The sequence below is a fragment of the Ammoniphilus soli genome, from assembly GCF_040813775.1.
Window position 1 is genome coordinate 205,885 of sequence record NZ_JBEGDL010000002.1, and the last position, 15,407, is coordinate 221,291.

The 15,407-nt window shown below is 44.5% G+C and carries 12 protein-coding genes and 1 pseudogene; 10 read left to right on the forward strand and 3 right to left on the reverse strand.

Translation table 11 applies throughout. The annotated features are described in order from the left end of the window. The first annotated feature begins 99 nt into the window (after positions 1-99). Entirely contained in the window at positions 100-1,200 is a 1,101-nt protein-coding gene (locus ABLT31_RS05695) for a GerAB/ArcD/ProY family transporter (RefSeq protein ID WP_367749605.1), read from the forward strand. 287 nt (positions 1,201-1,487) lie between these two features. Here the strand turns inward: ABLT31_RS05695 and ABLT31_RS05700 are convergent, their stop codons facing one another. Together ABLT31_RS05700 and ABLT31_RS05705 are read right to left on the reverse strand one after the other, a co-directional pair. Further along, positions 1,488-1,919 (reverse strand): phosphate-starvation-inducible protein PsiE, encoded by a 432-nt coding sequence (locus tag ABLT31_RS05700; protein WP_367749607.1) that lies wholly within the window; start codon positions 1,917-1,919, stop codon positions 1,488-1,490. Further along, positions 1,885-2,124, reverse strand: coding sequence for a hypothetical protein (locus tag ABLT31_RS05705; RefSeq protein ID WP_367749609.1), 240 nt, complete (start codon positions 2,122-2,124; stop codon positions 1,885-1,887). Before ABLT31_RS05705 ends, ABLT31_RS05700 begins: the two co-directional genes overlap by 35 nt. 78 nt (positions 2,125-2,202) lie before the next feature. Here ABLT31_RS05705 and pdxS point away from each other — a divergent pair, with 78 nt between their 5' ends. The 7 genes from pdxS to aspA all read left to right on the forward strand — a co-directional run bounded on the left by pdxS (position 2,203) and on the right by aspA (position 11,842). Then, entirely contained in the window at positions 2,203-3,087 is an 885-nt protein-coding gene (gene pdxS / locus ABLT31_RS05710) for a pyridoxal 5'-phosphate synthase lyase subunit PdxS (protein ID WP_367749610.1), read from the forward strand. Positions 3,088-3,132: 45 nt separating this feature from the next. After that, on the forward strand, positions 3,133-3,336 hold the full coding sequence (locus tag ABLT31_RS05715) for a hypothetical protein (RefSeq protein WP_367749612.1): 204 nt from the start codon (positions 3,133-3,135) through the stop codon (positions 3,334-3,336). Between the two features lie 308 nt (positions 3,337-3,644). Continuing rightward, positions 3,645-5,645: an IucA/IucC family protein gene (locus ABLT31_RS05720; RefSeq protein WP_367749614.1), complete on the forward strand. Its 2,001-nt coding sequence runs from the start codon at positions 3,645-3,647 to the stop codon at positions 5,643-5,645. A gap of 4 nt (positions 5,646-5,649) precedes the next feature. Further along, positions 5,650-7,764 carry an IucA/IucC family protein gene (locus ABLT31_RS05725; protein ID WP_367749616.1) on the forward strand — a complete coding sequence of 705 codons (2,115 nt, stop codon included), beginning with the start codon at positions 5,650-5,652 and terminating at the stop codon, positions 7,762-7,764. Positions 7,765-7,770: 6 nt separating this feature from the next. After that, positions 7,771-8,994, forward strand: coding sequence for an MFS transporter (locus ABLT31_RS05730; RefSeq protein WP_367749618.1), 1,224 nt, complete (start codon positions 7,771-7,773; stop codon positions 8,992-8,994). Positions 8,995-9,014: 20 nt separating this feature from the next. Further along, the gene (locus tag ABLT31_RS05735) at positions 9,015-10,202 is read left to right on the forward strand and encodes a type III PLP-dependent enzyme (protein ID WP_367749620.1); all 1,188 of its coding nucleotides are present in this window, start codon (positions 9,015-9,017) and stop codon (positions 10,200-10,202) included. Between the two features lie 218 nt (positions 10,203-10,420). Continuing rightward, on the forward strand, positions 10,421-11,842 hold the full coding sequence (aspA, locus tag ABLT31_RS05740; RefSeq protein ID WP_367749622.1) for an aspartate ammonia-lyase: 1,422 nt from the start codon (positions 10,421-10,423) through the stop codon (positions 11,840-11,842). Positions 11,843-11,911: 69 nt separating this feature from the next. Here the strand turns inward: aspA and ABLT31_RS05745 are convergent. Continuing rightward, positions 11,912-12,049, reverse strand: a pseudogene (locus ABLT31_RS05745) (proline dehydrogenase); the annotation flags it as partial. A gap of 222 nt (positions 12,050-12,271) precedes the next feature. Here ABLT31_RS05745 and ABLT31_RS05750 point away from each other — a divergent pair. Next, positions 12,272-13,840, forward strand: coding sequence for a sigma-54 interaction domain-containing protein (locus ABLT31_RS05750; RefSeq protein WP_367749624.1), 1,569 nt, complete (start codon positions 12,272-12,274; stop codon positions 13,838-13,840). Positions 13,841-14,075: 235 nt separating this feature from the next. Then, complete coding sequence (locus ABLT31_RS05755) at positions 14,076-15,404, forward strand: Glu/Leu/Phe/Val family dehydrogenase (RefSeq protein ID WP_462976466.1); 1,329 nt, start codon at positions 14,076-14,078, stop codon at positions 15,402-15,404. Positions 15,405-15,407: the final 3 nt, after the last annotated feature.

Here is a 15,407-nt window from a genome sequence, read left to right on the forward strand (position 1 = left end):
GCTTTGGCTGGATTTCATCTGCGGCCTTCCTTCTCTAGTACGGAGCGGGATTCGCCATTCGGAAGAGTGCCGCTGATGATAGTCTAAGGAGGTCTTGCTGTGATTTCCCATCTAAAAGATCAAATCACGACGATTCAATCTGCCTTGATCGTCACCAATGTGATCATAGCGACAGGGATTATCACTCTTCCCCGGGCAGTGGCGGAAGAAGTAGGAACACCGGATGGATGGATCTCGGTGATCTTGGGCGGGCTGATTGCCTTATTTTTCGGGTGGGTTGTCGGAAAAGTGAGTCAGCGTTTTCCAGACCAGAGCTTTTATCAATTCAGCCAAGTGGTAGCTGGAAATTTTCTGGGTAAGGTTCACGGGATGATATTTGTCGTTTACTTGATTATTTCCGCCGGCCATCAGGCGCGAATCATGGGTGAAGTGATCCGTATGTATCTGTTGGACGATACGCCGATGGAAATGATCATTATCACATTTATGTGTGTGGGGGTCTACTTAACCGTAGGGGGAATCAATCCGATTGCGCGAATATGTGAACTTTTTTTTCTCGTGATAGTAGTTCTTCTACTATTGCTCGCTGTATTCAGTTTCCGGAATTTCGAATTGGATAATCTTCGACCTGTGCTGGGTGACGGTACCCTTCCGGTATGGAAGGGAATCAATGCCACGGCCCTATCTTATGGCGGTTTCGAATTGATGCTTGTTCTGACCTTTTTTATGAAAGAGCCTCAAAAGGCAGTCAAGTCCATCATGGCTGGCATCGGCATCGTAATCCCTTTGTATACCTTAGTCGTCATATTAGCCATAGGCACTTTAACATTAGAGGAGGTGAAGACGCTAACCTGGCCGATGATGTCGGTGGCTAAGGCCATTGAGCTACCGGGGGGATTCTTCGAGCGTTTCGAAGCCTTTTTCGTTGTTCTCTGGGTCATGGCAATGTATACCTCATTCGTTCCATTTCACTACGCTGCGTGTCTGGGATTGGGGCAACTTTTCAAGAAGGATCATCATGTTTACGCTTTTGTGATATTGCCTATCATTTATATCGTTGCGATGTACCCTGAAAATTTGAATAGCATATTCAAGCTGGGCGACTATATCGGATACCTATCCATATTTCTTGGGGCCATTATGCCTCTTTACTTCTGGATAATAGCCAAGATAAGGAGAAAAGGAATGGGGAAGATCTAAAGGAGATTTTGGGTTTGCAAGTTCACATTTTCCTGCTCCTTGCCACCGGCTGCGGGGGTCGAAAAGACATTGAGGATACCGGAATTGTCCAGTCTCTATAATATATAAAATCAAAGCACCTGGATTCTTCCGAAGAATCCAGGTGCTTTTTAGCCTTCCAATAATTTAAAGTTTTTTACTAGGCTCGAATGGGAACATACAACTGGTATAGGGGTTAGGTCTCATTTTTAAGGTCAAGCGAGGAAGCGATTGGCCGTTATAATCGCACCTCGAGCGATTTTTCATCATCATGGCCTCTCTCGAGGAGTCTTATTAATGATGAAGTATCCTATAATCAGAGTCAAAATCACTGCCGCATAAAACAATGTATGAATCGGATCTGCATGCTCTACAATAATTAACCGGATCATGGCTGTAATACCAATGTAGATAAAGTAGCGAAGCGGAAAATGGTATTGGTCGCGGAAATATTTTACAGTCATGGATATAAATTCAAAGTATAGAAAGAAGACCAGAATTTTCCCAAGAAAATGATGAAAGTTGGTATGGTCCTCTATACTTACAGAGTAGATTTCTCCTAAGGTTTTCATCAAGAGGATAGATAATATGATGGCAAGGCCAATGAGACTTAGATTTAATACGAATTGCAGCAAACGAGAAATGGAAAACGACCTCACCAAATGATCAAGACCTTCTCTCACCTTTTCCGCAGCATACATGCTTGAAATACCTCCTCATTCTTTTTGGCAATCTAGAAACTGTTTTATGCAATTCCTTTGCCAAATCCTTGAAGGCAATTCCATTGAATAGAGAAACTGACTTTTCAAAGATTTCTTTCCATTCACTGCAAAAATAATGTGCCATAAGCCTGCAAAAAAGAATTGCAATGCCATCAAATTTTCCTTCTTGGAATCCAAGATTCATAGGAATGGCTAAGGAAAAACATTGGCATCATTATTGCTTATAAAATATTCATAGCAATGGAAGAGAGGAGAACATGTCATGAAAAGAAATGGAACAGATATAGTAAAACGAGGAATGGCTGAGATGCAAAAGGGTGGGGTCATCATGGATGTTGTTACGGCTGAGCAGGCGAGAATTGCCGAAGCCGCTGGGGCCGTAGCCGTCATGGCTCTTGAGCGTGTACCTGCAGACATCCGCGCTTCAGGAGGGGTGGCCCGCATGACGGATCCGACACTCATCGAGGAGATTATGCAAGCAGTATCTATCCCGGTGATGGCTAAGGCACGTATTGGCCATTATGTTGAAGCCAAGGTACTTGAAGCCTTGGGAGTGGATTACATTGATGAGAGTGAAGTTTTAACGCCTGCCGACGAAGTCTTCCACATCAATAAAAAAGAATATACAGTGCCCTTTGTATGCGGAGCCCGCGATTTAGGGGAAGCTCTTCGGCGAATCGGCGAGGGGGCATCAATGATCAGGACCAAAGGGGAACCGGGTACCGGAAACATTGTAGAAGCTGTTCGTCATCAGCGCATGATGCAAAGTCAAATTCGTAAGGTATCGAATATGTCATACGATGAGTTGATGGCTGAGGCAAAAAATCTAGGAGCTCCATATGAATTACTAGAGTATGTTCATCAGCATGGAGAGCTTCCTGTCGTAAATTTTGCCGCTGGGGGCGTAGCTACACCAGCAGATGCCGCCCTGATGATGCATTTAGGGTCCGATGGGGTCTTTGTTGGATCGGGAATCTTTAAATCAGAGCAGCCGGAAAAATTTGCTAAAGCGATTGTCCAAGCCACCACGCATTATGAAGATTTTGCCTTGATTGGAGAAATATCCAAAGGCCTAGGTACAGCCATGAAAGGCATTGAAATATCTGCACTTTTGGAAAATGAAAGAATGGCCGCTCGGGGTTGGTAGAATTCAACCAAATGAATGTCCAGAAAAAAAGAGGAGGTTTTGTACATGCAAGCAACAGCTGCAGCTGCTGTTTTATACCTAGCTGATAACCGTACGATTATTCTACGAAACGTGGATAAGGAGATAGTGGAGGAAATAAAGTCTCAATGCGGAAATGATCGTTGTATTTGCCTTATTGATGGAAAAGAGGTGGATTACGGAAGGGTCAGTCATGTAATATGGGTTGAGCAAGCAGATATTGGAGACTAATGAGAATTGACATAATGATATAGAAGTATGCAAATCAAACTTGAAGGAGGGTGCCTTTTTAGAAGGTGCTCTCTATTTTTATATCTTTTGACCATTGACAAAAAGTAATTGAATTCTATAAGAAATGGACTATAAGAATTAAGTGTTTAGGAAAATATATGCAGACCTTTAACAGGTCTTTTTTCCTATTTACAACAATTCTATTTATGTTTACCATTACAGATAATAATTATCATTATCGGTATGGTGATTATTATTTTTATGGTGATAATGATTATTAATCTAAGTTCTAAGAGGTGATTAATGCTATGAGTAATGGGGTCAATGCTTGTTACAAAGCACGACTGGATAAGGACGAAGAGGCAATTGCATCGTACTTAGACCAACATATGCCTACGATGACGGCTTTATTTTATAAGTATCAAGGAAAGGGTCGTGAGGGAATTCTAAAACGGTTGTTTCAAGGACTCATTAGAGAAAATCTGATTGAAGTAAATCGGATTCGAAAAAACAGGCAAATCGGGAAATGGCAAATCGATTTGCCAAGTGGAAGAGTTCTTGAGATAGGGATTGAAAAGGAATACTCCTTAGGGAGATTTGAACCACATGGTGACATGCGGCTCATCCATCAGGGGCTATCAGAAAGGATAGATCACCCCGTTTCCTTACTTAATCTGATGAAGGAAGAAGGGTTGATTCCAAAGGAAGTGAAGGAAAGCCAATTCCAAAGATTTGGCAGCGAGCTGCAAAATAGCTCTGCGAATTATGCTTTAGCCTTGGCCGGTGCCCATTCCCGTTCAGAAAAGATCAAAGCCCAGGCTAATCGATGGCATTCCAATACCTTGCAAGAATGGGTATTGCGAAAAGCTGCAGAGGAAGAAACCTTCAGTCCTCTGTCGTTTTATGAACAATGGGTGATCGATGGGCACACTCTGCATCCGGGTTCAAAAACGAGACTGGGGCTGGAAGCGGCGGAGGTGATCCGATATTCCCCGGAATGGGGCGCTTTCCCCGAAATAGCCTTAGTTGCCATACATAAATCCATCTGCAAGTTAACGGTCATGGATGGGATAAATTTTAAAGAGATCCTTTACCAAGAGTATAAGGATTTGAACAGGTACGTAACGACCTTTCTGCGGGAAAATGGTGCAGATGCGAAAGAATATGAACTGATTCCTGTACATCCTTGGCAGCTTGAGCATACTTTACCGAAACTCTACCGCGAGTCTATACAAAAGCGGGAAATGATTTGGATACGCGGCTACGGGATACCTGCGGCAGCCCTCGTATCCTTTCGGTCACTGGCACCGCTCCAAAGACAGGGAGAAGGAAGACATCATATTAAAACCGCCATCAATGTTCAAACGACGAGCGCCATCCGAACCGTTTCGCCTCAATCGACGCAAAATGGGCCTTTCCTTTCCGGGATATTGAGGGACATCCAAATGAGAGAGAAGCAGTTTGATCAGCGCTTCATCATGCTGGAGGAACGGGCTGGCATCTATTATTCTCCATCGGGCCAAGATGGTTCGGATGAAGAGCGTGCGAGGATGGGCAAGAATCTGGCTTCCATTCTTCGTGAGAACCCCGAGAACCATGTCAGGAAAGAAGAAATTCCTATGCCAGGTGCAGCCTTGATCAACCGATCGCCCATCAGCGGAAAACCGATTATCGCTGAATTAGTTGAAGAGCACGGCCGGAACTTTCAAATCTCTGATGTAGACCGGGCGGCGGCTTCCTTCATGCGTCGGTATGCAGAGGTGTGCTTGCCAGGGTTTCTAACGATGATGTGCAAGTACGGCATGAGCTTGGAGGGCCATTTGCAAAACAGTATTCCGGTATTCCGGAACGGCCTGCCTGTCCGCATGATCATAAGGGACTACGGCGGTGTGCGCCTATCACGGGAAAGATTAGAGAAGCAAGGTCTACCTTGCCCGCTTTCCCCTCAGTCGCCGATCCTAACCGAAGACATGATGGATTTGAGAAATGTCCTCTCACATGCCGTATTCCAAAACCATCTCGGTGAATTGATTATCTCTCTTGTTTCCTGGTTCGGGATCGAAGAAAGGCAGCTTTGGGAGCCCGTCGCAGCCGTGTGCTGGAATCAATTGGAGGAGTTAAAAAAGGACCCCGCAATAGAAAAACAAACCAAGACAGACCAAGAATTTATGTTTCAGCCTTACATGGGCTTAAAAGCTTTAGTAACGATGCGCCTATTCGATGATATCGCTGCTAATTCCTATACCATGGTAGAAAATCCGCTGTTTGAGTGGGCCGAAAAACACATCATTCAACAAGGGAGGAAATAAACCGGTGAAGAGTGTACTCCACATTAAGCGTACAGAAGATTCTTTAGATTTGGCTTATCAGAATATTATCGCAGGCAACAGGGATGAGGAGGAGAACCGCATCCTAAAATTCCTGGAGAACAGCTTCCCCGATTTGGTTGCTCATTATCTATTCTCCATTCCGAAAGGGCGACGAGGCATTCTAAACCGGTTGGCTTGTTCCTTGCTGCGTGAAGATGTATTAGGGTTATTTTCCCAATCCTATGACCTTCAGATGATCGACTCCATCGTTGCCTTAAATGTACCGAAAATTGACGGCTATTGGAGACGGATAATTCAAACCCTTCATCGCTCAGGTTTGGCATCGGCTCACTCTTATAAAGTATATCCGCTAAGTGATCAGGAAGCGCTAGTCATACCGGTTTCCCGAACCTATGCTTTCCGGCGGACCGAGATACCGGGAGCGATTCTTTACATCCATTCCATGCAGGTTCAGCAAGTGGAGCACCCCGTCGAATTGCTTCAGCTCATACGAAGAAAGGAGGCTCTTTCATTGGGGGAAGAAACAGGCTCTTGGATCCGGCTTGCTGATGAGTTAAGAAACGGGTGCGCGAATCTGGCTTTGGCCTACGCTTCCTGGATAAAGAAAAAGCACCGGATACAATCCCAAGCGGAGGAGATTGGGGTACAAAACAGCTTGGATTTGGCTCTTGGTCTCCAGCGGAAAAATTCTGAATTTGATCCGTATCTATTTTTCGAGCAGCTTTGCAGTGAGGGCCATAATCTTCATCCGGGAGCAAAAACCAAGATGGGGATGGAGCCACAGGATGTATACCAGTTTGCGCCTGAATTTGGGAATGAAGTGGCCATCCGGTTTGTCGGGATTAAGCGTGAGCATGCAGGCTGGGCAACGTCGGAGAGAGCAGAAGCCAATAAATTGTTTTTTGAAGCTTTTCCTGCATTGGTTCAGGCGGTCGAGAAGGAATTTGCAGCAAACGGACTTACTGCAAACGACTATGTTTTTGTACCAGTTCATGCTTGGCAGTGGGAGCATGCGCTTGGGGACATTTACCGGGAAGAGCTATCCAAGGGTGTCGTGGTTCCGGTAGAAAGTTTTTCCGTCCCTTGCTTGGCTACTTCGTCTTTTCGAACCGTCGTACCGACTTCTAGGGGGGAAGGGCATCTTCCGGCCGTAAAGATAGCGGTAAACAGCCAAATGACTTCGACCGTCCGATCCATCTCTGCCAACACGACCAAGAACGCTCCAGTATTTACAGGAATGATAAGAAAAATCATGGAACAGGAACTTCAGCTGTCTGAAACTTTTATTCCGGTATATGAATGGGCAGGGTATCATTTCAAGGTCGATCCCAGAGAACCAGATGCAGAGAAACGATCGTTAAAATCTCGAAATTTGTCCGCAGTTGTACGTCAAAGTATAAACGATTTGGTGAAGCCGGGAGAACTGCCCATCGTTGGGTCAGCTCTATATGCTGAATCTCCGGTTAGCGGAAAACCTATTTTGGTAGAATTAATAGATGCATTTTCCAAGACGATAGGTGAGCCGGCAATGCAGCGGGCTGCATTTCAATTCCTATCGGAATATGCTAGGATTGCTCTTGAAGGGTACCTGACGATGATGGTGAAATACGGGGTAGGATTGGAAGGTCACTTGCAAAATAGCGTACCTGTTTTTCTCGGGGGCCGTCCGGTTCGCATGCTGTTCCGAGATTGGGGAGGAGCCAGAATTTACAGCAAGCGATTAGAGCAAAGTGAATTCGAGGTCCGCTTTGTCCCTGGATCGGTAACGGTAACCGAAAGCCTGAAGGAAATGCAGAACAAGGTGTTCTATACGGTCTTCCAGAATCACTTGGGAGAAATCATCCTGCAGATCACCAAAGCTTATGGGATTGAAGAAAGAGAGCTTTGGAGGGAAATTCGCCGCATTTGTGATCAAATCTTCGAAAATTTAGAGGCTGACCCTATCAATAGGGAAAATGTTCAACTGGATCGGGCAGAGCTTTACCAGTCTAAAGTAGATCATAAGTCTTTAACCAAGATGCGCTTGGATCCTGAAGATAAAGGGTATACCTACACGAAAGTGCCTAACCCCCTTCACGAATTTATTAGGAGAGAATGATAACTAATGTCACAAATGGAAACATCTTATTCGCAAACTTCATCGTTTGCTTTGCATTCTAGAACGTTTCGATTTTTTATGACGGGAAGCCTCGTTTCGAGAGTCGGGGATTGGATGGATTATGTAGCTTTGAATTGGGCCGTTCTTCAATTTGCCGATTCTCCGCTTTATCTCGGGTTAATTAATGCTTGCCGGCTGATTCCGACTTTTTTGGTCAGCCTTCCGGCAGGCATCCTAGCCGACCGATATGATCGGCGAAAACTATTAGTTGGTATTCAAACGGGTGTCATGCTATTTACGTTTATGCTAGCTTATATATTAGCAGCCGGCCTCCCTTTCTGGTTGTTCGCTGCGATTGTAACGGGAAGAGCCATCTTAACGGCCATGGATCCCCCCATTCGAAATTCGCTGGTTGCGAATCTCGTGACCGAAAACAAAATGGCCAGTGCTATCGCGGTCAATACGACAGTGATTAATCTTTCGCGAATCATTGGGCCAGCGATTGCCGGGGCCTTGTTAACTTTAATGGATACATCTGAAATATTTTGGCTTACGGGATTCAGTTCGATCATCGTTGTTTTTACGCTGCTTCTGATTCGCCCAGAAAGCCGATCCCTTCAGGAACCGAAAAAGGCACGAAAAGGAGATATCCAAGAGGCCATCCTTTACATAAAGAGCTCGCCGACTGTACAATCGCTGTTGATTTTAGCAATCGTTCCGATGACCTTTGGCTTCCCTTATACCTCGATGATGCCGTTCTTCGCTAAAGAATTAATGCAGCTGGGACCGGATGGCTTTGGACTGCTTTTATCCATTTCCGCTATCGGAGCCCTTGTGGGCTCCGGCTGGCTGTCATTAGGCCAAAATGGCATTCAAGCAGGGAAATGGCTGGTTTGTTCCATTTTATTATTTGGTTTAACATTTTTACTTTTTATCTTTGCGTCTCATTTTTTCATAGCGTCCATTGCCATGTTTCTGGTGGGGCTAACGAGTCAAACGTACCGCACGATGAGTAGAATTGCTCTGCAAAAGGAGGTACCGGATTCCCTGCGCGGACGAATTCTAAGCATCGCTTTAATGGATCGGGGGTTTATCCCGCTCGGTGCCATCCTCGTAGGTGCGATAGGCAGTGCGTTCGGACCCTATTGGGCGGGGATCGTCATGGGATTGGGGTGCATTCTGACCACCCTTCTAGTCCTTAGCATGAGAAAACAAATTTGGAATCTATAATATATTGAAGGGACTCATATATGGAAAAGATTAAAACGGCGCTATTATCGCTCAAACAGGAACAAGAAGAACCCATATCCGCTTACCTCTATGATTTAAGTCATTTGCGCAGCCATGTTTCTTCCCTTATTTCAACATTGCCTGCGGGATGCCGCTACTATTACGCCGTAAAGGCCAATTCGGAAAAAGAAATCTTAAAAGCGCTGATCCCGCTTGTCCACGGGTTTGAAGTGGCTTCTCTAGGTGAAATCGAGAAAGTCCGAGAGCTTGACCCAACGGTTTCGATTCTTTTTGGCGGACCTGGAAAAATGGATAGCGAACTGGAAGGAGCCATTCGCTATGGTGTCGATCTCATCCATGTGGAAAGCATCCATGAATTGCGGCGGCTGGATTGGATTGCTAATCAAGCGGGACAAGAAGTCCAGATCCTGCTGCGTGTTAACCTGAAGCATGCAATCCCCAATGCCACAATGAAAATGGCGGGTGTCCCTACGCAATTTGGAATCGACGAAGCGCATATCCCGATGGTGCTTTCGATGATTCGTGAATTTCGCCACATCAACTTGCAGGGCTTTCACTTCCATGCGATGTCAAATAATTTGGATGGGGAGGCTCATTCTGGTTTTATTCGTCATTGTGTGCTGAAATCGGAAACATGGGAAAAGGAATATGGCTTACCGATTTCCCTTATTAATGTGGGTGGGGGAATAGGGGTCAATTATCAAGATCCAAATCAATCCTTCCCATGGAGCAAAGTGACTCAAGAACTAGAAAACGTAACGAGTAGATTCAAGCATTCGGATAGAAAACTCATTCTGGAATGCGGGCGTTATACGACAGCTTCCTGCGGTTACTACGCAGCAGAAGTGCTAGACATTAAGCAAAACCATGGAAAGACATTTGTGGTGATCCGCGGAGGAACCCATCACTTGCGGTTGCCTGCTGCCTGGAAGCATAACCATCCTTTTTCCGTTATCCAAGCCGACCATTGGAAATATCCTTTTCCGCGTCCGGAAATCAAGGACACGACGGTTACCATAGCTGGTGAGCTATGTACCCCGAATGATGTACTGGCACGGGATACACCGATTGAACAAGTGAGAGTGGGAGATATTATTTTATTTCATCTTTCCGGTGCATATGGATGGGCCATTTCCCATCATGACTTCCTCAGCCATTCTCACCCTAGGCAGATCTATCTTGATTAAGGCAATCCACAGTAGATGGATGCAATAGATTCTTGAAGATTTATACTCCTATTCGAATACGGTTTTAAGTAGGATACGATATTTTTTCGTATTCCTTTTTTTTATTTTTTGCTGGAATCTAGTTTTTTGTCTCTTTCTGTAGGTTATATGTAAGATAGTATTGTGATAGAGTAAGCGTTTTAGAAGAATAATAGCTATCCAAAAAGGGGAAAACAGTCATGATTAAGAATAGCCTCCGATTAGAGAAAGATTTCCTAGGTGAGAAGGAAGTTCCCGTGGAAGCCTATTACGGCATTCAAACGCTGCGTGCGGTGGAAAACTTCCCCATAACGGGGTATAGGATACATGGGGAGTTGATCAAGTCCTTGGCTATGGTGAAGAAGTCGGCAGCCATTGCCAATATGGAGGTTTCGAGGCTGAACTCTCGGTTGGGAGAAATGATCGTACAAGCGGCTGAAGAAATCATAGCAGGCAACTGGCATGATCAATTTATCGTGGATCCGATCCAAGGAGGAGCAGGTACTTCAATAAACATGAACGCCAATGAAGTCATTGCGAATCGCGCTTTGGAGCTGATGGGAGAAACGAAAGGGGATTATTTCAAACTCAGTCCCAATACGCATGTGAATATGTCCCAATCCACAAATGACGCGTTTCCGACAGCTGTTCGCATTGCCCTATTGTCTTTGCTGGAGCAGCTTCTTGCGACGATGGATGAACTCCATCAAACTTTCGTTCAGAAGGCAAAGGACTTTGAAGCAGTGATTAAGATGGGCCGGACCCATTTGCAGGATGCGGTTCCGATCCGGCTGGGGCAGGAGTTTGAAGCCTACAGCAAGGCGTTGGGCCGTGATATCAACAGGATTAAACGCACATGCGAATCCTTGTACGAAGTGAATATGGGAGCGACTGCGGTTGGAACTGGGTTGAATGCTGATACGCGGTACATCAAACGGGTGGTTGAGCTGCTTGCGGAGAACAGTGGTTTCCCGCTAGTAAATGCAGATCATTTGGTTGATGCCACGCAAAACACGGATGTTTATGCGGAAGTGTCTGCGGCACTGAAAGTATGCATGATCAATATGTCCAAAATCGCAAATGATTTGCGGCTGATGGCTTCGGGGCCTCGTACAGGCCTGGGGGAAATCTCGCTTCCCTCCAGACAACCCGGTTCTTCGATTATGCCGGGAAAGGTAAATCCGGTGATGTGTGAGGTCATCAATCAGATTGCCTTTCAGGTGATGGGAAATGATCATACGATCTGCCTGGCTGCAGAGGCTGGACAGCTTGAGCTTAACGTGATGGAACCGGTTCTGTTCTTTAACCTGATTCAGTCCCTAAGTATTATGAACCAGGGATTCAAGGTCTTCCGAACCTACTGTTTGGAGGGGATTGAAGCCAACATTGAACGCTGCCGGGAATATGTAGAAAAGAGCGTAGGTATCATTACGGCATTAAATCCCCATCTCGGGTATGAAACTGCAGCTCGAATCGCCCGGGAAGCGATCCAGACCGGACGATCTGTACGGGAGCTGTGCCTGGTGCACAACGTTTTGACCGAGGAAGAGCTAAATTTGATTCTTGATCCCTTTGAAATGACTTATCCAGGAATTGCGGGATCGAGCTTGCTGGAAAAATAAACAAAATAATGGGGGAGGACCTATTCGGCCTCCCCCATAGCTGTTTCGTCCGTTAGTGCCTACTGCTTTTTATTTGGACACTAAGCCCTTTAAAGCGAAGGCGACATTTTGTGGTCTCTCTGCCAATCTCCGCATAAAATAGCCAAACCAATCATTGCCAAAAGGTATATAAATGCGCATCGTATACCCTTCTTGAGCTAAACTCAATCATTGACAAAAACCTCCTAAATAATTGTAAAGTATGATTTCTATAGAACTATTTATAAGCAAATTCAGTGCCAATGTTTAATTTTAAGCAATTGTGATATTTATGCATTGATTGTATAATTATATTTAAACAATTATGTTTATGTTATGACAAATTAAGTGTTAAGTATGTACACAATTGTAAAGTTAAATTACATTTTTTACTTTAGGAGATAATAGACCTTGGAACAAACCATACCGCTTATTTCGCTTTCCATACCTTGGGATAAGACGTTAGATCACAGGAAAATGCGAATTTTTCCGGAGGATCTTTTCCTTTCAGAAATTGACCATCTTGATCACGAACAGGATATTGCCCTTACAAACAGAGATGGCCAGTTCGTTGGGTGGATCCCGTATATTAAGGTCATTCAAACGCTTTTTAGCCACTGGAAAGCCACTCTATCCTATTACCATACGTTGCTTAGCGCCGTTGATGATGCCATTACCGTAGTCGACCAACATGGAAACATTATGGCTTGGAATCCGAAAGCGGAAGAAATGTACCAATGTTCCTCTAAGGCGACTAAAGGCAAGCCTGTGACGGACTTTTTTAAAGAAGATTCCGTTATGTTGATGTCTGCACTAAAAGAAGGGAAAGGTGTGATTAGAAAGTATAATCAACCACAGCCTGACGTTCATGTCTTGGTCAATACGCTGCCCGTATTTCTAAATGATTCCATCATTGGGGGCGTGTCTGTAGAAAGAGACATTACCGATATTGTTCGGCTCAATGATGAACTCTCGACAACCGCTGCCTATGTGCATGATTTAAAAAGGAAAATAGATAAAAATTGTTCCAATGATCCCTTTCATAAAATCAAAGGCAGCAGCCCAGCCATTCGCAAAGCGTTAGATTTAGCCAGCAAGGTTGCTTCTACGGATGCGACCGTACTCATTACGGGGGAAAGCGGAGTCGGAAAAGAATTATTTTCCGAGGCGATTCATAAGGCAAGCCCAAGAGCTGACCAGCCTTTCGTTGATATCAATTGCGGGGCTATCCCAGCAGCTTTGTTTGAAAGCGAATTGTTCGGTTATGAAAAAGGTGCGTTTACGGGTGCGGTAAAGGAAGGGAAAAAGGGAAAAATGGATGTGGCAAAAGGAGGTACATTATTTTGGGATGAAATCGGAGAGATGCCCTTAGATCTGCAGGTGAAATTGCTGCGTGTACTCCAGGAGAGAGAATTTTACCGGGTAGGAGGCAATGAACCGATTCCTATTGATGTAAGAATTATTGCAGCTACGAATCGGAACTTGGAAGAAAGGGTAGCTGAAGGCGTATTTCGCGAAGATTTATTTTATCGGTTGAATGTCGTTCCGATATATATTCCGCCGTTGAGAGAGAGGATTGAAGATATACCGGAGCTTATCCAATTATATTTGAAGGAATTTTCCATTAGGCATCAAAAGCCCATACCAAGTTTAGATCCGGAAGTTATGCGCACCTTCTTGCATTATCCTTGGTCAGGAAACATCAGGCACCTTCGCAACACCATCGAACGGATTATGATATTGGCGGATGAGGAAGTAATCAAACCACACCATCTTCCTGAGTGTTTTTTGAAGAGCCAAACCAATGGTCAAACGAGTTTACCAAGTACTATAAAACCCTCTCTTCGCCATGATGACGAGGAATCGAAAATAAAGCACGCATTGCAAATCACCTATGGAAATCGATCGGCGGCTGCAAAGCTATTAAATATTTCAAGAGTCACTCTTTACAATAAAATAAAAAAATATAAGTTGGAATAATGCTTTAAATGATGATCTAAATCTTCCCTAAAGGCTGTTGACTTTGTCAACAGCCTTTTTATGATTCCCTGTAACTTACATAAATGTAAATCAAGCTTAAACAATTTAAACAATCGTGTAAATAAATGTGTTAAGTGAAAAAGTAAACTTCAACCTTAAGCAAGTCATTATAATGATTGGATGCTTATTTGCTGACACACATTTCAATTTTTCTACTATTGGCATAAATATTGCAATGTTTAATTATCAAACAAGCAGAGGGGTGTATGAAATCATGGTCACTACCACATTAGTTAGCTTAGACAACCAGACGACTCCAACGGAAAAAGAATTAACCGTACTGGAGGCAACACAAACCGTTATACAAGAAGCATTACATAAATTAGGTTATCCGGAATCATTCTATGAATTATTCAAGGAACCCCTTCGCATGTTGACCGTCCGCATTCCCGTTCGTATGGATGATGGTACTGTTAAAGTCTTCACAGGATATAGGGCTCAGCATAACGATGCTGTAGGTCCTACAAAAGGCGGAATAAGGTTTCATCCGGATGTGACAGAAGAGGAAGTCAAAGCCCTTTCGATGTGGATGAGCATTAAATGCGGGATTTCCGATTTGCCGTATGGCGGCGGAAAAGGGGGGATCCAGTGTGATCCGCGATCGATGTCATTCCGCGAATTGGAACGATTAAGCCGTGGCTATGTACGTGCCATCAGCCAGCTTGTTGGACCTACCAAGGATATTCCTGCCCCCGATGTTTTTACGAATTCGCAGATTATGGCCTGGATGATGGATGAATATAGCCGTATTCGCGAATTTGATTCCCCGGGCTTTATCACGGGAAAGCCTTTGGTCTTAGGCGGGTCTGCCGGCAGGGAATCATCGACGGCTAAGGGAGTGACCATGGTGATGAAAGAAGCCGCTAAAGTGGCTGGAATTTCCATGGAGGGAGCTAGAGTCATTATCCAAGGATTTGGGAATGCCGGCAGTTTTCTTGCGAAGTTTCTCCATATCGCCGGGGCTAAAGTGGTGGGGATATCTGATGCCGTTGGAGCCTTATACGATCCGGATGGATTGGATATTGATTATTTGCTGGATAAACGGGATTCATTCGGGCAGGTCACTCATTTATTTCCTAATCGTTTAACCAATAAAGAGTTATTGGTTAAAGATTGCGATATTCTTGTACCGGCTGCTATTGAAAATCAAATTACCGAGGAAAATGCTCAGATGATTAAGGCCAAGCTATTAGTGGAAGCAGCCAATGGGCCTACAACATTAAAAGCAACGGAAATCTTAACCCGAAGAGGCGTTTTGATCGTCCCGGATGTCTTGGCAAGCGCCGGTGGAGTTGTTGTCTCGTATTTTGAATGGGTACAGAATAATCAGGGATATTATTGGACGGAGGAAGAAGTAAATGAAAAACTGGAAAAGATTTTGACTGCTTCATTCTTCCAAATCTATAAAACCTCGAGAGAAAGAAAAGTAGATATGCGATTGGCCGCTTACATGGTTGGTTTAAGACGGATGGCAGAAGCCGCGAAATGGAGAGGTTGGGTGTAATTG